The organism is Desulfomonilia bacterium, assembly GCA_036567785.1.
Lineage (GTDB): Bacteria > Desulfobacterota > Desulfomonilia > UBA1062 > UBA1062 > DATCTV01.
The window spans coordinates 12,744-30,866 of the sequence record DATCTV010000037.1 but is presented as its reverse complement, the minus strand read 5'-3'; the positions used below and the strand labels follow the sequence as shown (position 1 = coordinate 30,866).

18 protein-coding genes are annotated in these 18,123 nt (G+C 50.2%); 6 read left to right on the top strand and 12 right to left on the bottom strand.

The window, feature by feature from the left end; translation table 11 throughout:
- The first annotated feature begins 3 nt into the window (after positions 1-3).
- The gene (locus VIS94_10825) at positions 4-1,368 is read left to right on the top strand and encodes an ArsB/NhaD family transporter (GenBank protein ID HEY9161565.1); all 1,365 of its coding nucleotides are present in this window, start codon (positions 4-6) and stop codon (positions 1,366-1,368) included.
- Positions 1,369-1,404: 36 nt separating this feature from the next.
- Here the strand turns inward: VIS94_10825 and hisA are convergent, their stop codons facing one another.
- From hisA to VIS94_10770, 11 genes are all read right to left on the bottom strand, one after another.
- Complete coding sequence (gene hisA / locus VIS94_10820; GenBank protein HEY9161564.1) at positions 1,405-2,121, bottom strand: 1-(5-phosphoribosyl)-5-[(5-phosphoribosylamino)methylideneamino]imidazole-4-carboxamide isomerase; 717 nt, start codon at positions 2,119-2,121, stop codon at positions 1,405-1,407.
- On the bottom strand, positions 2,118-2,279 hold the full coding sequence (locus VIS94_10815) for a hypothetical protein (protein ID HEY9161563.1): 162 nt from the start codon (positions 2,277-2,279) through the stop codon (positions 2,118-2,120). The genes hisA and VIS94_10815 overlap by 4 nt, the downstream gene beginning before the upstream one ends.
- A gap of 80 nt (positions 2,280-2,359) precedes the next feature.
- Positions 2,360-2,941 (bottom strand): imidazoleglycerol-phosphate dehydratase HisB, encoded by a 582-nt coding sequence (gene hisB, locus VIS94_10810; protein HEY9161562.1) that lies wholly within the window; start codon positions 2,939-2,941, stop codon positions 2,360-2,362.
- Positions 2,938-5,559, bottom strand: a complete 2,622-nt coding sequence (gene alaS, locus VIS94_10805) for an alanine--tRNA ligase (protein ID HEY9161561.1) — start codon at positions 5,557-5,559, stop codon at positions 2,938-2,940. Before alaS ends, hisB begins: the two co-directional genes overlap by 4 nt.
- Entirely contained in the window at positions 5,556-5,858 is a 303-nt protein-coding gene (locus VIS94_10800; protein ID HEY9161560.1) for a RecX family transcriptional regulator, read from the bottom strand. Before VIS94_10800 ends, alaS begins: the two co-directional genes overlap by 4 nt.
- 20 nt (positions 5,859-5,878) lie before the next feature.
- On the bottom strand, positions 5,879-6,001 hold the full coding sequence (locus tag VIS94_10795) for a hypothetical protein (protein ID HEY9161559.1): 123 nt from the start codon (positions 5,999-6,001) through the stop codon (positions 5,879-5,881).
- On the bottom strand, positions 5,988-7,181 hold the full coding sequence (locus VIS94_10790) for a type IV pilus twitching motility protein PilT (GenBank protein ID HEY9161558.1): 1,194 nt from the start codon (positions 7,179-7,181) through the stop codon (positions 5,988-5,990). Before VIS94_10790 ends, VIS94_10795 begins: the two co-directional genes overlap by 14 nt.
- A 1-nt stretch (position 7,182) precedes the next feature.
- Positions 7,183-8,205, bottom strand: coding sequence for a recombinase RecA (gene recA, locus VIS94_10785; GenBank protein HEY9161557.1), 1,023 nt, complete (start codon positions 8,203-8,205; stop codon positions 7,183-7,185).
- A 1-nt stretch (position 8,206) separates the two neighbouring features.
- Positions 8,207-8,758, bottom strand: a complete 552-nt coding sequence (gene thpR, locus VIS94_10780; protein ID HEY9161556.1) for an RNA 2',3'-cyclic phosphodiesterase — start codon at positions 8,756-8,758, stop codon at positions 8,207-8,209.
- A complete protein-coding gene (locus VIS94_10775) occupies positions 8,724-9,803 on the bottom strand; it encodes a nicotinamide-nucleotide amidohydrolase family protein (GenBank protein HEY9161555.1) in 1,080 nt (359 codons plus the stop codon). The genes thpR and VIS94_10775 overlap by 35 nt, the downstream gene beginning before the upstream one ends.
- A gap of 4 nt (positions 9,804-9,807) precedes the next feature.
- Positions 9,808-10,257, bottom strand: a complete 450-nt coding sequence (locus VIS94_10770) for a phosphatidylglycerophosphatase A (protein HEY9161554.1) — start codon at positions 10,255-10,257, stop codon at positions 9,808-9,810.
- A 120-nt stretch (positions 10,258-10,377) separates the two neighbouring features.
- Here VIS94_10770 and asnS point away from each other — a divergent pair, with 120 nt between their 5' ends.
- Positions 10,378-11,670, top strand: a complete 1,293-nt coding sequence (gene asnS, locus VIS94_10765) for an asparagine--tRNA ligase (GenBank protein HEY9161553.1) — start codon at positions 10,378-10,380, stop codon at positions 11,668-11,670.
- Positions 11,671-11,923: 253 nt separating this feature from the next.
- The gene (locus tag VIS94_10760) at positions 11,924-12,361 is read left to right on the top strand and encodes a hypothetical protein (protein ID HEY9161552.1); all 438 of its coding nucleotides are present in this window, start codon (positions 11,924-11,926) and stop codon (positions 12,359-12,361) included.
- A gap of 314 nt (positions 12,362-12,675) precedes the next feature.
- Here the strand turns inward: VIS94_10760 and VIS94_10755 are convergent, their stop codons facing one another.
- A complete protein-coding gene (locus VIS94_10755) occupies positions 12,676-15,048 on the bottom strand; it encodes a pyruvate formate lyase family protein (GenBank protein HEY9161551.1) in 2,373 nt (790 codons plus the stop codon).
- A 129-nt stretch (positions 15,049-15,177) separates the two neighbouring features.
- On the opposite strand from VIS94_10755, the gene rlmN reads away from it, so the two are divergent.
- Genes rlmN through VIS94_10740 form a run of 3 tightly spaced genes read left to right on the top strand, consistent with a single transcriptional unit; the run spans position 15,178 to position 18,111 of the window.
- Positions 15,178-16,224: a 23S rRNA (adenine(2503)-C(2))-methyltransferase RlmN gene (gene rlmN / locus VIS94_10750; GenBank protein HEY9161550.1), complete on the top strand. Its 1,047-nt coding sequence runs from the start codon at positions 15,178-15,180 to the stop codon at positions 16,222-16,224.
- 1 nt (position 16,225) lies between these two features.
- Positions 16,226-17,230, top strand: coding sequence for a hypothetical protein (locus VIS94_10745; protein ID HEY9161549.1), 1,005 nt, complete (start codon positions 16,226-16,228; stop codon positions 17,228-17,230).
- Positions 17,227-18,111 (top strand): PHP domain-containing protein, encoded by an 885-nt coding sequence (locus VIS94_10740; GenBank protein ID HEY9161548.1) that lies wholly within the window; start codon positions 17,227-17,229, stop codon positions 18,109-18,111. The genes VIS94_10745 and VIS94_10740 overlap by 4 nt, the downstream gene beginning before the upstream one ends.
- Positions 18,112-18,123 lie beyond the last annotated feature (12 nt).

Below are 18,123 nucleotides of genomic sequence, written 5' to 3'. Positions count from 1 at the left end.
GATATGGGGGATACGTTATCCGTTTCTGATGCAGTAAGGTTCACGCCTGCATTTATCACTGCAACCCTCATCTTTGTTTTGGCATATGTATTGATAGTCTCGGAAAGGATTCACAAGACCATTATTGCTCTCACTGGTGCCGCCATAATGATAGGACTCGGCATTATAACCCAGGAAGAGGCCTTCAATTCCATCGAGTTCGGTGTGGACTGGAACGTCATATTTCTGCTGTTCGCCATGATGGTTATTATAAACATAATGAGGCCGACAGGCGTTTTCGAATACATCGCAATCAAAAGCGCAAAACTTGCAAGGGGAAGACCTTTCAGGATAATGGCCATATTCTCAATCGTGACAGCCGTTCTTTCCGCCTTTCTCGATAATGTAACCACCGTGCTGCTGATCGCACCGGTTACCCTTCTCATATGCCAGGCGCTTGAGATTGACGCCGTGCCCTATCTAATTACTGAGGCGGTAGCCTCGAATATAGGGGGCACGGCAACTCTTATCGGAGACCCGCCTAACATAATGATCGCATCGAAAGCTGACCTGACATTTATAGATTTTATCTTCAACCTCTCGCCTGTAGTAATCGTCATACTCGCAGTCTATATTCTTACCCTCTGGCTCGTTTTCGGCAAAAGGCTCTCTGTCAGAGAAGAGCTCAGGCTGAGGGTCATGGCCATGGATGAAAATGAGGCCATCAGGGATAAAAGGCTTCTTATAAAGTCTCTGGTTGTGATTATCCTTACTATGACCGGGTTTGTCTTTCACGGTATGCTTCATATGGAGCCCGCCACAATCGCCCTGTCCGGGGCAGCACTGCTGCTTCTTATTTCCGGGACTGAAAACCCCCACAAATTATTCGCCGAGGTGGAGTGGAGCACCTTATTTTTCTTTATCGGTCTCTTTATAATAATCGGGGCCATCGTAAAGGTGGGGCTCATCAAATGGCTGTCGGTAAAGCTTCTTATGCTGACACAGGGCAACCTTTTCGGGACCAGCATGGCGGTTCTCTGGTTCTCTGCATTCGCCTCGGCTTTTGTGGACAACATCCCTTATGTGGCAACCATGAACCCGCTTATAATAAACATGGCGAAACAGCTCTGGCCAGACCTCACCGGCACGGCCCTGCTTCATAATCCCGGTCTCATGCCCGTATGGTGGTCTCTTGCGCTCGGCGCATGCCTCGGCGGCAACGGCACTGCAATAGGCGCTTCCGCAAACGTCATCGTCGTCGGCATCGCTGAAAAGATGGGCAGGCCAATCTCTTTTGCACGATTTATGCTCTATGGCATGCCCCTCATGATCGAGTCCGTGATCATATCAATGCTTTATATCTGGCTCAGGTATTATGTCTTTCAATAAGAGCTCTTCCGTGCCACATGCCTTTAAACAGAAGTGTTACTTTATATCCTTTATAGCCTGTCTCAGATCGAGTTTGCCCTCATATATGGCTTTGCCTGTTATCGCGCCGAAAAGGCCTTTTATCCTGTTGAGTTCTATCAGGTCTTCAATGCTCGATACGCCGCCCGATGCTATAACCGGCGTGTTAACCGATGATGCGAGATTTTCCGTCGCTTCGACATTCGGGCCTGTCAGCATGCCATCGCGGCTGATGTCGGTATAGACAATAAAAGCGGGGTTCAGATCCTCGTATTCCTGTGCTACGTCAAGGGCGTCCCTTCCTGAAGTCTCGGTCCAGCCCGCCGTGGCGACCTTGCCGTCCCTGGCGTCTATTCCGAGGCCTGCTTTACCGGGATATGCTCTCAGTATTTTTTTCGCTTCCCCGGGTTCCCTGATAATGACCGTCCCCAGAATGACATATGAAACTCCCAGCCTGAACGCCTCATCGGCATCGGCCAGAGTCCTTATCCCGCCGCCCAGCTCAACTTCCACATTCACCGCATCGCATACGGCCTTTATCGAATCGGCATTTATGCGTTTTCCTTCAAGCGAGCCGTCGAGGTCGACAACATGAATGCGACTGGCGCCGGCCTCTTCAAAAGACCTTGCTATTTTTGCAACCGACTCGCTGTATATGGTGACCGCATTGAAATCGCCCTTTTTTAGCCGGACTACCTTTCCGTGGTGCAGATCAATTGCAGGTATGACGATCATTCCTTGCACTCCTTGAGCCACCAGCTGTCAAACAGCGTATTGTACATGAGAATATACTTCTTTCCCAACACCTTTATCTTCCAGTATTCGCTGGGATAATCCTCAGGGTCTTTGTGCGCTGAAACCCAGCGGTCAATTATGTCCTCGACCTCGGCCATAACACCGTCCAGTTCAACCTTGACCGGCCAGCCCGGGTGCCTGTCGGAATCTTTTGTGCTGACCCTCGTATGCGAATATCTTAAAGGACTTCCTTGGTTGATGGCACATCCTCCCCGGTGATCGCCGCCGCATCCCTTATCGCCCTTGCAAAGGCCTTGAAACAGCACTCGGCCAGATGATGCGCGTTGCCGGATGAGATCACGCTCATATGCATGGTGATGCCTGCATTGAAAACGAGCGCCCTGAAAAACTCCGGAACAAGGTCAAGCTCCATGTCACCCACCTGCCCGAAAAAGTCCTCATCGCCGTGTATCATGAAATAGGGCCTGCCCGAGAGGTCGAGCGATACCTCGACCAGCGCCTCGTCCATGGGGAGTTTTGCAAAACCGTACCTGTTTATGCCTTTCTTGTCTCCGAGCGCATCCTTTATAGCCTGCCCGAGCACGATGCCGATGTCCTCGACCGTATGGTGCATATCCACCTGGATATCCCCCTGCGCCTTTACATTGATCCCCATGCCCGAATGTCTGGCAAAGGAATCGAGCATGTGAGTGAGAAACCCGGCCGGAATGTCGATCTGGCATTTCCCTCCGTCAAGGTTCACGGTTACTGCAATATCCGTCTCTTTTGTGCTTCTTTTTACTGTCGCCTTTCTCATCATGCCCCCTTTAAGGCTGTTTTAAAGACATCGATCGCCTTATCTATCTTATCGGCATCGGCGCCGCCCTGGGCAAAGAGTGCCTTTCCACCTCCGCGGCCTCCGACCTCGGCCAGAATTGTCTTCATTATTGCACCTGCATCGAGCTTTCCCGAAAGGTCATTCGTGAGCATAATCATGAATGTTGACTTATCCCCTGTGGACGCAGCGAGGAATACGACACCGGATTTAACACGCTCCTTTATCCTGTCTCCCACTTCTCTCAACTGCGAGATATCCCCGGCAGAAATCCTCTTTATAACCGCCCTAAAGGCACCAATGCTCAACTCTTCTTCGTCGCCCGCACCTGTGCCGGTTGCGATTTTCACGTTAAGCTCTTTAATCTTCGTATCCTGCTCCCTGAGACGCGACTGCAGGAGAGCTATCCTGTCCGGAATATCCGCAGGGGCGCACTTGAGCGCATCCGCAGAATTTTTCACCAGGCTGTCCAGCTCCCTCAGATGTCCGAGCGCTGCAAATCCGGCAAAGGCCTCTATCCTCCTGAGCCCAGCCGACACGCTCGATTCCGACACTATCTTCACAAGGCCGATCTCACCGGTAGTTTTGACATGCGTGCCGCCGCAGAGTTCCACGGAAACATCCTCTCCCATTGAAACCACTCGCACTTCATCCGCATACTTTTCAGTGAACAGCGCCATGGCGCCTTTTGACATGGCGTCTTCCCTGGCCATGAGATTCGTGCATACCGGAAGGTCGGCCATTACAAACCCGTTCACTATATCCTCGATCCTTTTGATCTCGTCATTCTCAAGGGCGGCGAAATGCGTGAAGTCGAACCTTAGCCTTTCTTCGCTTACATATGACCCGCTCTGATGCGCGTGCGTCCCGAGAACGTCCCGGATCGCCTTCTGCAGCAGGTGAGTCGCGCTGTGATGTCGTGCAATAGCCTTTCTTCTTGCAGAATCGACAACAAGCCTTATACCGGCACCGCTGTTAACGGAGCCTTTAATAACCTTAACCTTGTGAAGAAATACGTTGTCCTTCTTGAGCGTATCGATGACTGCGGCCTCAAAGCCCTCGTTCTCTATAATGCCCGTATCGCCCACCTGGCCGCCTGATTCTCCGTAGAACGGGGTTTTCCCGGTTATCAAAAAGCCCGTCTGACCGGCCGACAACGTCTCAAGGGGTTCCATGTCCTCGGGTGACAGGATCAATGTCACAGTCGAATCTTCAATCAGGGCTTCATAACCCGAAAACAGGGTCTTTTCCATTGCGCCGAATATGTTTTTCCCTGCACCCGCATCCGCAAACGAACTTCCTGCGCGGGCCTTTTCGCGTTGCATTTCCATCTGTACTTCAAATCCGTCCCTATCTATACCGAAGCCTTTTCTCCTTGCAATGTCCTCTGTGAGATCGACGGGAAAACCGAAGGTATCATAGAGTTTGAAAACCGTTGAGCCGTCGATAAAATCCCCCGGCTTAAGACCGGTCATCGTATCAGACAGAAGCGCGAGCCCCTTATCCAGTGTAACAAGGAAGCGTTCCTCTTCATTGGTAATGACCTTGTCGATAAAATCCCTTCGCTGAGCAAGGTCGGGGTATGTTTTTCCGAATTCTTCAACCACTTTCATGGCAACCTTATGCAGAAATGCGCCTTCTATGCCCAGGAATCTGCCGTGGCGCGATGCGCGTCTGATTATGCGCCTTAATACATATCCGCGGCCTTCATTGGATGGCAGTATTCCGTCACATATAAGAAATGCGCAGGCCCTTGCATGATCTGCAATGACCCTTATGGATGTATCCATTTCCTGATCTGACCCGTATTCCCTTCCGGCTAGAGTTGAGGCGAAACCGATGATGGGCATGAAGAGGTCAGTCATATAGTTGCTGGGTACTCCCTGAAGTATAGCCGTTATCCTCTCAAGCCCCATACCCGTATCTATGCTGGGTTTTGGAAGAGGCGTCATCACGCCGTCCGCATCCCTGTTATACTGCATGAAAACCAGGTTCCATATCTCGAGGAATCTGTCGCAGCCGCATTCAACATTGCATTCCGGCCTGCCGCATCCTACCGTCGGACCCTGATCGTACAGTATCTCTGAGCATGGCCCGCACGGCCCGAGATCACCCATGGACCAGAAATTATCCTTATCACCCAGTCTGACTATTCTTTCTTCGGGTACTCCTATCTTGTCGCGCCAGATTCCATATGCCTCGTCGTCAGTGTTGTGAACACTCACGATAAGCCTTGAGGCATCGAGTTCATAGACGTTTATCAGGAGATCCCAGGCGTAAACGATTGCGCCTTCCTTGAAATAATCTCCGAAGGAAAAATTGCCCAGCATTTCGAAGAATGTATGATGCCTGGCCGTATAGCCGACGTTTTCCAGATCATTGTGCTTGCCGCCCGCCCTCACGCATTTCTGTGCGGAAGCGGCCCTATTGTAAGGCCTGGTTTCACTGCCCAGAAAAACAGGTTTGAACTGGTTCATGCCTGCATTGGTGAACAAAAGGCTCGGGTCGTCTCCCGGCGGCACCAGTGATGAACTCTTGATAATCGTATGACCTTTTTCCTCGAAATATTTTAAAAACTTATCCCTTACTTCTGAACCTTTCATGTTTCTACTCCGTAAAATCCCGTTGTTTTATAAATGCTGTCAAAGGAGAATCCGCGGCTGGCAAGCACCTTGACAAGGTCTTTCCGGCGGTCTTTCATCTTCTCTTTATAACATTTAATTCTTTTTTCCTCGGAAAGCATATCCGGAATTGCCGCAATGGCCCTCTCGGCCATATCTTCGGGTATACCTTCACGAACAAGCTGATACCTTATGTAGTAATTTCCGTAAAGCCTTTCGGCAAGGAGCTGTGCGCGACGGTTTGAATATGCCGCATCGTCGATGTATCCAAGCTCATTTATGCGTTTTAGCGCAGAAGAAATTATCCTTTCGTCAGCGCCCCGGGCTGAAAGTTTTTTTTTAATTCAAACGAACTGACAGCCCGCCTGGACAGAATATTCAGGCAGTAGCTTACAGCCTCTTCCTTCGTATCAAAGCTTTTCATGCCCCCCGTCCTGATTGGGCGCCTCATCTTCCGTCTGAGCCATACCGCCTATTTCGAAGGCATCCCACTTGCCGTCGCTTGTTCCCATGACGCCTTTCATTCGGAGAGCAAAGTCGTTCGGGTTTGTCGAGTATCTCACCGCATCATGATAGTGAACCAGGTCGTTCTTGACGAGAGTCATAAGAGACTGATCGAACGTCTGCATCCCGTAGTTAATATGGCCCTGGGCAATGGCATCCGGAATCTCGTTGGTCCTGTGCTCTTCCGTTATGCACTCCCTTATGAGCGATGTCGATACTAGAACCTCGACTGCGGGTACCATTCCCTGGCTGCTTTTCTTGGGAAGGAGCCTCTGTGAAATGATCGCCTTCAGAACGCCCGCTATCTGAAGCCTTATCTGCTGATGCTGATGCGGCGGATAGACAGTTATTATGCGCATGATGCTTTCAACCGCATCGAGCGTATGCAGTGTGGACATGACAAGATGGCCCGTTTCGGCCGCGGTCAATGCGATTTCAATGGTTTCCTTGTCGCGCATTTCTCCGACCAGTATTACATCGGGATCCTGCCTGAGTGCCGCTCTCAGGGCCATCGAAAACGAGTTCGTATCCGTGCCCACTTCCCTCTGGTTAATTATGGACTTCCTGTCCTTGTGCAGAAACTCTATCGGGTCCTCAATCGTCAGGATATGGCAGTTCCGGTTCGTGTTGATATGGTTCACCATTGCCGCGAGCGTCGTCGATTTACCCGAACCCGTGGTGCCTGTCACCAGGATCAGCCCCTTCTGCTCCATGCTTATCTTCTTTATGATTTCCGGAAGGTTGAGTTCGTCTATCAGGGGGGCGTTGGTTGGCACTATCCTGAACACCATGCCGAGGTGGTCCCTCTGGCGGAAGCAGTTCACCCTGAACCTTGCTATTTCCTCAAGGCTGTATGCAAGATCGATCTCGTTTGTCGTGTCGAATTTTGCCCTCTGGTAGGGATTCAGGATCGAATCGATAATGGATGACAGCATCTCGTTTGTCATCCTGGGATAGTCTCTCAGCGGGATAAGCGCGCCGAATTTTCTTGTGACAGGCGGCAGGCCCACCTTGAGGTGAATATCGGATGCATTCATCTGAACTGCCGTGTTCAGTATCTCATCAATATTTATGCCAAGGAACGGATCGCCGCCTTTCATATCACTCCTCGCTTAATGTTGATGGTGAAGGTGCAGCCGTCGCCAGCTTTGCCTTGATTGCTTCCCTTATATCGTCGTACACTGCGGGATTGTCTTTAAGGAAAGTCTTAGCCATTTCCCGGCCCTGTCCCAGCCTTTGTTTATTGAAGCTGAACCATGCGCCGCTTTTTTCCACTATGCCAAGTTCGGCCCCGACATCCAGCGCCTCACCGTGAGCTGATATGCCTTCCCCGAACATGATGTCGAATTCGACTTCCTTGAAGGGGGGCGCCATTTTGTTCTTTACCACCTTTACCCTTGTCCGGTTTCCAACCACCTGGCTGCCGTCCTTTATCGGCCCTACATTCTTTATCTGGAGCCTGACCGAGGCATAGAACTTGAGAGCATTGCCGCCCGTCGTAGTTTCCGGGTTGCCGTACAGGACGCCTATCTTCTGTCTTGTCTGGTTTATGAATATCGCTGTTGTGTTGGTTTTGGATATCGCACCCGAGAGTTTCCTGAGAGCCTGAGACATCAGCCTTGCCTGAAGCCCCATATGCGCGTCTCCCATGTCGCCCTCGATTTCAGCCCGTGGAACAAGCGCTGCAACCGAGTCGATCACGACTATGTCTACCGCGTTTGAGCGCACCAGCGTCTCGGCAATATCAAGGGCCTGTTCGCCTGAATCAGGCTGCGACACGAGCATATCGTCGATATTGACGCCCAGAGCCTTTGCATAGTTTATGTCAAGCGCATGCTCGGCGTCTATGAATGCCGCCGTGCCCCCCGCCGCCTGGGCCGAAGCGATGCATTGAAGCGCAAGTGTTGTCTTTCCCGATGATTCGGCGCCGTATATTTCGGTCACGCGGCCCCTTGGAATCCCGCCTATGACAAGTGCCCTGTGGTCGAGCAGTATGGAGCCTGTTGAAATTACCGGTACCGCCTGTACGGTATCTGATCCGAGGCGCATTATCGTACCTTTGCCGAATGAACGTTCTATTCGTGAGATCGCATCTTCAAGCGCCCGTTTTCTTCCGTCTTCCATGTCATCCTCCCGGTCTGCCCGTGAAAGGGCTTGAATGAAGCAGGGTATATCTTGCCCCCTGCGGCGTCAGATCACTCTTATAAAAATGCATTCCATTTATTATGAAAGTAATCTTCTCTATCCTTACGTCAAGGTTTATCATAGAAGGTTCCCTTAGTCTAGCAAGGGTAACGTGTGCAGTGAAGGGCCTGCCCTCTTTTGTAATGCCGTAATCCAACGCCATATTGTCTATTGATGCAGCGAGATTTCGTAATCTTGAAATGTCGGCTTCGATTCCCGCCCATACCACGCGGGCCTTTTTCGGTGACGGGAAGGCCCCCAGTCCGCCAAGGCTCATTTCAAACGGCTGACACGGTTCAGATAATTCATCGAGCTTTTTCGCCATGTCCTCGATATTTTTCTCATCGATATCGCCAAGGAATTTCATTGTGATATGCATGGCTTCAGGACTCACCCACCTTGCATCCATGGTTTTTCTTAGCGTTGCGGAGACTTTTAAAAGCTCTTTTTTAACTGCTTCAGACAAAGGCAGAGCTATGAAGGCCCGTATCATAAATATATGACCTCAGCATATAGAGCGCCACCTTGGCGCTTATGAGCTTATTTCCAGGACGATCGAAGAAGAAATTGAATTTCCTTATAACCCTTTCATTCATACTGCCTGCCGCTATCCATACTGTTCCGACCGGTTTTTCCGGCGTTCCGCCGTCAGGACCTGCAATGCCTGTTGTCGCTACACCTACATCCGCTCCGGTAAGCTTTAAAATGCCCGACAGCATCTCGCCTGCAACCTGTTCGCTGACTGCGCCGTATTCGTTGATCATGTTTTCAGGCACTCCGAGAATGCCTGTTTTAATGTCATTGCTGTAAGCCGTTACCGAGCCGAGAAAATATTTCGAACTTCCCGGTACATATGTGACAAGGTGGCCGATAAGGCCGCCTGTGCAGGATTCGGCCGCAGCGAATTTGAGCCCTTTCGATTCGAGCAGCCTGCCAACGGTCGTAGTCAGGTCAGCCTCCTCCAGGGCATGTCTTCCGAGTATGTCCCTGATTTCCTTTTCAAGCTCTACCGGCGCCACAACAGTTATCTCCATGTCCTTCGGCAGATAGCCGCAGCGTTCAGCCAGTGGGCCGATCTGTTTTGCTATTTCCTGCTCCCTCATGCCGAATACCGGTATGTTTACAGTTGGCAGTGTCACATCCGGCATTCCTTCAAGGATTAAATCGATCATGGCGTATGCCTCGCGCGGAACTCCGGGGAAAAACACCACGCGCTTATCTTTGAATTTAAGGTCGATACCTTTTGCCGATCCCGCCGGATTATGGATCTGGCCTGTGCTTATGATATCAGGGATTACACCAACCGCCTTTCTGGTCGTGTCGTCGGGCGTTTCGCCGAGACCGCCCGTAACAATAACCAGGTCGGCTTTGATGTCAGCAACAGTCCCGGCAAGGTCCGCCGGGCTGTCGCCCAGAATCCTGATCTCGGAAACAGGTATTCCTTTTGCCAGCAGCTTGACTGCAAACGGCTGGACAATTGCGTCCTGACGTTTGCCCGTGATTATTTCCGAGCCCGTGATTATCAGCGCCGCTTTCATATGACTACCTTCTTATCCTGCGGATTATCTTCATGCAGGCTGCCGTTAAAACGCCCGCAGCAACATCGTCGGCCATTATCCCGAGTCCGCCTTTGACCTTCCTGTCGAGTATTCCTACTATTCCCGGCTTGATGATATCAAAAGCGCGGAATATCAGGAAAGCAAGTGCGATTTCTTTGGGGTCTCTGGTTCTTGAAACAAGACCGACAAGCATGCCTGCTACTTCGTCAATAACCGCTTCCGGCGGGTCCTCTCCGTATTCCTTCTCCGCCTCAGTGCAGGCCCAGACCCCTGCCGCCACGATCTTGCCGATAGAAAAAAGATACAGCGGCAATGAAAGTTTTCTAAGCAGAAGATATAAGGGAATTGCAGCCAGAGAGGCGATTGTCCCGGATGCCTTGGGGGCAAACCCCACCCCAAAAAAAGTGACTATATGCTTTTGGATTTTATTCATTTTAACAAGATAGCATGCTAAAACAGCGTGATCAAATATTCTTTATTATTGCCAATACCGCGCATGTTAAGATAAATTTGTTTATTATCCGCACCATGCGGTCAACATAAGGAGCAGATCATGGCAGAATGCACTATCAGGGAATTCGGTTCGCACACAGGCGAAGAAGTCACCATAAAAGGCTGGGTCTACAACCGCCGTTCGAGCGGCAAACTTTCGTTCCTTCTCATGAGAGACGGTACGGGCATCTGTCAGGTGATAGCCGAAAGGGAAACATTCGGCGATTTCTACGAGGAAATAAAAAAACTCCCGATCGAATCGTCGGTAATCGTGACGGGCAAGCCTGTAAAGGAAGAACGCGCCGCAGGCGGGTATGATTTTGTCGCAAGCGGCATTCAGATAGTTCAAAAATCCGAGGAGTTCCCGATCACGAAAAAAGAGCATGGCCCCGACTTCCTGCTCACGAACCGCCACCTCTGGGTGCGATCGCCAAGGCAGATAGCAATATTAAGAATCAGGAACGTCCTTGTCCACCATGTCAGAGAATATTTCTTCAAGAACAACTTTACCCTGATCGACACGCCGATATTCACAACGACCTGCGGAGAGGATTCGACAAACCTTTTCTCGGTGGAATATTTCGACATGGGGAAAGCCTATCTCTCACAGACAGGACAGCTATATCTGGAAGCCTGCATCGCTTCATTCGGCAAAACCTACTGCTTCGGCCCGACATTCAGGGCGGAAAAATCTAAGACACGCCGCCACCTGACCGAATTCTGGATGGTCGAGGCAGAAGTGGCGTTCAACGACCACAAAATGAACATGGCGCTTCAGGAAGATTTTGTCTCATACATAGTCCAGAACACGATCCGCGACTGCGAAGCCGAACTGAAATCATTGGGACGCGACCTCGAACCACTTAAAAAGATCACTCCTCCATTCGTTCACCTCATGTATGATGAAGCGGTTGAAATCCTTTCCAGAAACGGCTCAGAAATAACATGGGGAACAGACCTGGGCGGAGGGGACGAGACCATACTCACGAAGATGTATGACAAGCCGATATTCGTGGAATGCTACCCAAAGGCGGCCAAGGCCTTTTACATGAAGCAGCACCCCGAGAGGCCCGAGATCGTACTCTGCGCTGACCTGCTCGCACCCGAAGGCTATGGCGAGATCATAGGCGGCTCCCAGCGCGAGGAGAACATCGACGTGCTGCTTGCTGCAATAAAGGCACAGGGTCTCGACCCCGGGAGATACGCCTGGTACATAGACCTGAGGCGTTATGGCAGCGTCCCGCACTCCGGCTTCGGCCTAGGCATAGAAAGGACGGTCACGTGGATATGCGGGCTTGAGCATCTGCGGGAAACTATACCTTTCCCGAGGATGATGTATAGAGCCTACCCCTAGACAGGTCGACAGAATTTCGCATCCCGTTGTCGCTTCCTCGGTTCGTCGTTGCGACGTACGCTTATGTACGTCTCTCTCCTCGCCTTCGTCGCTCCCTGGCCTGCATAATTCTGACGCCCTGTCGTTTATTTATGATGATTGATCAGGGAGTTTTGACCTCAATGCATTGATATTGATATTTAAAAATGATGGTACTATTAACGGGCAATAAAGACCTGAAAAAGTTGTTAAAAGTAAAACAATGAAACTAAATATGAGACGATATATTTATACAATCCTCATTACAGTGATGTTCCTTGTGATGAATACCAGCGCAGCAAATGCTGAAGAAAAGACCTGGACTGTCGACTATCAGAAGGATTACCACAGCGAGGCCGATCTAACAGGCCGCTTTGTTATAAAGGACGATGATCTGTTCAAACCGTACCTGATAACAGGAGGAAATCTCCAATGGGATACCCTGCCGAAAGCAAATGGCAAAGAGCCTTCCATTAAAGATATTTACCGCTACGACGTGGGCGTAAATTTTGGCGCCGGCGTTTCATGGAATGTCTCGAAAGGCGTTTCCTTATATGCAGAACCGTACCTGAAATACACATTTTTTGAAAATGACATCAACCCTTCCACGGACACTAAAACCGGTGAGAAAGTCGATAAGAATCTGAAATTCGGAATCCATTACGGATTCTGATTTCTTGATATAGAGTTAATTTGTCTTTAAAAGAAGCTCTTTGCCATGCCTTACAGTTCAGCTGGAATTAACAGGTATGAACATCTTCACAAGAAATCATATTCACCACCAAGGACACGAAGAGCACGAAGGTAATAAATGTTAAAAGGTATAATCGGTTTTCTATTAATCCTTACAGGCTTTACTTCGTTACTTTCGTGCTCTTCGTGGTAAACAATTATTTTGATATATGGCTTTGAAAAACATTTTCTAGCATACAGTTATGATGGAATCCGGATTCCTGTAAGAAAAAGAAGTTATTTTCAAAATCCAAATCATACCCTCAGCCGGGTGCGGGAAATGATTTCCAGCTTGCTGTCTTCCGGCAGATCGTCGAAATAGGCGCAGTAGCCCGCCACCCTCACCACAAGCCCGGGATACTTTCCGGGATGTAATCTTGCGTCTTCGAGCTTTTCCGCATCAAGCACATTGAGCTGCATTTCCATGCCGCCCTGCGAGAAGAACCCTTTTACAAGCGACGACAGGATGTCTACTCCCTTTTCGCCCGAGAGCGTGGAAGGATCGAATCTGAGATTAAGCGCATAGCCATTCATGGCCAGTCTGGAATCGACATGGGCCACTGAATTGAGAAGGGCTGTCGGGCCCAGGCGATCTCTGCCGTTTGATGGCCCCAGACTGGACGCAAAAGGCTCTCCTGCAAGTCTGCCGCTCGGAAGCGCCGGCGTCCTTTTGCCGAACGCCACATGGCAGGTAACTGAATAGAAACCAGGCACATAGCGCCCGCCGCGAGTGTTATCATGTCTATTGAGTGCGTCGTGAAAAATATGCGCAGCCATGTTGGCATAATTGTCCGGCAGTGGATCATCATATCCGAATTTAGGGGCCTTCAAAAGTTCAGAACGCAATACTCCCGCACTGTTGAAATTATTTTTAACGGCATTTATGACTTCAGCCATGGTATATTTTTTCCGTGTAAATACAACATCGTCAATGGCGGCCAGTGAATCAGCCACATCGGCCAGACCCACACCCTGCACGCCGCTCGAATTGTAGAGGGCCCCTCCCGCGGTCACGTCCCTGCCGCTTTCAATGCATCCGTCAACCAGCATGGAGGAAAATGGCGTAGGGTGATGGTCGCGGTTCCCCGTCTCCATGACTCTGAGATCGTCAATCATCCTTGCCGCCATGAAATCCACCTGCCTGCGGAAGGCGTCTATGACCTGCTCCATGTTCGTCATTGTCAACGGGTCGGGCGTATCGGCACCAAGCCTGGCTTTTTTCCCGAACCTCCTGCCTTGATTGAGGGCAAGCTCCATGCAGAGCGGCAGGTTCAGAAGACCGGCATCGGTCGAGAAGAAACTTTTGCCCGGAAGCGCAAGCTCCACGCAGCCGACAACGGCATAGTTTCTGGCTTCTCTCAGGGGAAAGCCGTGCGATGTCAGTGCCTCTATGGCCGCTTCATCGCCGAAGACTGCAGGGGTTCCACCACCCTTTCTGACAACGTCGGTAACACGCCTGATGTAGTGTTCAGGGGAGCCTTTGTGTATCCTGGCCTGATAGTTCGGATCCCTCAGCCCCAGCCGCTCCATGACATCCAGGAATATGTAGGTAAGTTCGTTTGTAGCGTCATTACCTTCTTCATCCATACCACCTACGATAGCGGCCTGAACCACAAGATATCCTCCGTGATACTGGCTGGTCCTTTCCGAAAGAAGGAAGACATGCTCTACAGCCTTGGCTGAAAACAGCAGCAACAGTTCCCTTGCCTTATCAGGTGTTATCCTCCCTGCATCCATGTCGGCTTTGTAGAACGGGTAGAGATACTGGTCTATCCGACCGAATGATATCGCGGAGTTGAGTCCCTCCATGTTTACTGCCATGTGTGCGATCCAGAGGGCCTGGAGGGCCTCATGCAACGTCTCCGGCGGATTCATCGGTACCCTGCTGCATATGCGGCCTATTTCCCTCAGTTCGGCAGCACGGTTCTCATCCGGTTCGGCCGCAGCCAGAGCGCGTGTCTTGGCAGAAAGCCTTGCCGCATAGACACCAACCGCCTGGCAGCATATTCTTGCAGCCCTGCTGAAATCATCTTCTCTTCCGTCAAGTTCCTTCAGGTATCCGTTTAATCCCGACTTCAACAGCCTCTCGTAGTTCGGCAGGAAATGCCCGATGCCGCCTGCCTCGTTTATCAGATAGTAGGTGGCGTTCAGCTGCTCCTTTGTATAGCGCGCCATTCTGCCAAGATTGGGGAAAAAGGCCTTGAAGGCCAGATTCCGCGTCAGCCAGTAGGGGTTTACCTTCAGGAAAAGATTGAGCCGCTCCCTAAACGGCATTTTAAAGGGCGTGGTCTTCCGCCTGTCTATCCACAGGAGTTCCTCGCTCATGAAGACGCTGGCCAGCTCCGGCTGCATGATCGCCGAGATGCGGCTGGTACCCATATTCCCTGCAATCAGCTCACCGGGAAAGATATTGATCTTTTTATTTGCAAGCAGATATTCAAGGGCCCTGGCCCTTCGTATGACCATAGGCTCTTTTTTGTTGTCATGCTTCTTGAAATATTCCGTAATCAGCAGGGCACGCTCCGGGCACAGGCACACAGGGGTGGAAAGCAGGGTTTTCCTGATCTGCTCAAAACGCTGAGACGTGCCGGCATCTTCCATATCAACATTAAGCTTTGGCGCCTGCATGAAGGATCTCCTTTGCAACCGTATTGGGTGGTGCTCCCTGAAAAAACATCTTCAAATCCGATGAGTATTATATCATCGGGGAAATTCTTTTGCCATTCATTAAATGAATTATGATATACGACGAAAATCATGGAAACTGAAAGGGAACTGATATTGAGCGAGACAAAGACAAACCTTCTCGGTCTCGACAGACAAGAGCTTGCAGACATTATCGGCGACAAGCCGTTCAGAGGCGCGCAGGCCTTTCAGTGGCTCTATCAGAAGGGTGCCAGACATATCGAGGAGATGACCAATATATCGCTGCCGCTTAGAAAGAAGATAAGTGAAGAGGCTTATATCGGGTATCCCGAAATAAGAGCCCGTCAGATAAGTTCCGACGGGACAGAAAAGCTTGCGTACACCCTTGGCGATGGTGAAGTAATCGAAAGCGTGCTGATTCCAGATGAAGACTATTTTACCATCTGTGTATCTTCGCAGGCAGGATGCGCCATGGGATGTGATTTCTGTTGTACGGCCACACTGGGGTTTAGAAGAAATCTACTGCCTGCCGAAATACTTGCCCAGGTGCTTATTCCGAGAAGGCTTTATCCGGAAAAGCTTTTCAGGAATATCGTGCTTATGGGCATGGGAGAACCTCTGCTCAATTATGAAAACGTGCTGAAAGCGGTAAAGATCCTTCTGGATTCCAACGGACCCGGCTTCTCGACACGCCGCATCACCATATCAACCTGCGGCATTATCCCCAAGATACCGGATATCTGGCCGGATATGGGAATCGGCATCGCAGTATCCCTGAATGCCGCAACCGATGAAAAGCGCTCGGCCATAATGCCGATAAATAAAAAATATCCCCTGGCGGAACTTAAAAAGGCTCTCATGTCCATAGAGCTGCCGCCAAGGCGCACGATTACGATCGAATATGTAATGCTGGGCGGCTTCAACGACACACTTGCCGACGCCAAAGCGCTCGTGAGTTTCCTCCACGGGATAAGGGCAAAAATCAATCTTATACCATTCAACCCGTGGCCGGGGGCGAAATTCGTCGCGCCGTCGGATAATGATGTATTCACTTTCCAGGAATACCTGAAGTCAAGGCACTTTACCGTTGTAATCAGAAAGGAAAGGGGAAAAGACATAATGGCCGCATGCGGCCAGCTTGCAGGAGGAAAAGGCTGAAATGGAACTGATTTCTTTTATGAACGATCCGGCCGTATATCCGGAAAAGACCTTGAAAGTTGATTTTGTCCAGACGCATCATTCATGGGTTTTCATCTGCGACGACTTTGTTTACAAGCTGAAGAAGCCGGTAAATCTGGGTTTTCTTGACTTCACAACACCGGAAAAAAGGCGCTTTTATGTGGACGAGGAATTAAGGCTTAATTCGCGGTTCTCGCCCGATGTCTATCTCGATGTGGTGCCTATATCGAAAAAAGGAGATAGTTTTCTAATAGGTGATAATTCCGACATCGTCGAGACGGCTCTCAGAATGAAGCGCATAGACGAAAACGGCATGCTGCTTAACCTTCTTAAAAAAGGGCAGGCCGGCACTGGCGACATAAAAAGACTGGGAGAGCGCCTTGCAGAAATATACGCGGCGATACCGTCAGACGGCAAGGCCAGGTCTTATGGTAAAATGGATACCATCAGCTTCAACATAATCGAGAATTTCGACCAGACAAGGGGTTATGTCGGCGGACCTGTTTCGGCTGAGGATTACATGCTGATCGAATCGTGGAGCCGCAAATTCATGGAAAATAACGCAGGAATTTTTGAAGCAAGGCTTGAGGGTGGATTCATAAAAGAAGGTCACGGCGACCTCCACCTTCAGCATATATTCCTTTTTGACGACAGAATCACGATACTCGACTGCATAGACTTCAACGAGCGCTTTCGCTACGGCGATGCGGCTCAGGACATAGCCTTTCTGGCCATGGATCTCGACTATAACGGATATGACAGCCTTGCACAGGAATTTGTCGAGACATACATAAAGGCGTCAGGGGACAGCACCATGCATGACGTGCTTTCCTTCTATAAAATATACCGCGCCTATGTCAGGGCAAAGGTCAATTCCTTCATGTCGGGTGATACCGGGATGGACGATGCGGGAAGAAAGGCGGCATTCGACAGGGCATCCGAATATTACAGGCTGGCCGCAGACTATGTCAGACAGTCTAAATGATAAAGATAGACCTGCATATACATTCTAAAGACGGTTCGGACGGCAGATGGCATCTTGAGGAAATATTCAGGGAGGCGTCCATCAGGGGCATTAATCTCATCTCGATAACCGACCACGATTCGATCTCATCACAGAGAGAGGCGGCCGGTCTGGCTCAAAAATACAGGATGTCTTATATTACCGGCGTAGAGCTTAACGTTACGTTCAACCACCCGGAGTTTACTGAAGGCAAGGACATATCGCTTGATTTCCTGGGCTATAATTTCGATCCCGACAACAAAACACTGGTGTCCAAACTTGCCGAACTCAGTTCGTACCGTAGAAAAAGGGCACTGATCATTCTTGAAAATCTCAACAGTGAGCTTTCAGGAGAGGGCAAAAATATACTGGGTGAAGATGATATCAGAAAAATCCAGGAAAGGACCGAAGGTGCCATAGGCAGGCCTCATATAGCTGACTATCTGATTGAAAGGGGCATTGTGAAAAACAGGCAGGAGGCCTTTGACAGATACCTTGTCAGGCTTAATTTACCTAAAATGCACCTGTCCCTTGAAGAAGCCTCTAACCTTATAAGGGGTGCGGGAGGGCTGTTGTTTCTGGCACATCCGGATGACCCGAACGGCACTTCTTTAAGGGCGGTTTCTGCCGATCTTTCAATTCAGCAGAAAGCAATAGAATCATCGATGCTTGATAATATCAACGGAATCGAATGCTGGCACTCAAGGTTGACTCCGAAGGCAACGGATTCTTACCTGGCTTTTGCAAGAAGACATGGCCTGCTTGTGAGCGGCGGGTCTGATTGCCACCAGCAGCCGGTGCTTATGGGCAATCTTGAAATACCCGCTTTCGTTGCCGGTAACTTCGGTATAAACTCATTTTGAGAAAAGGACTGG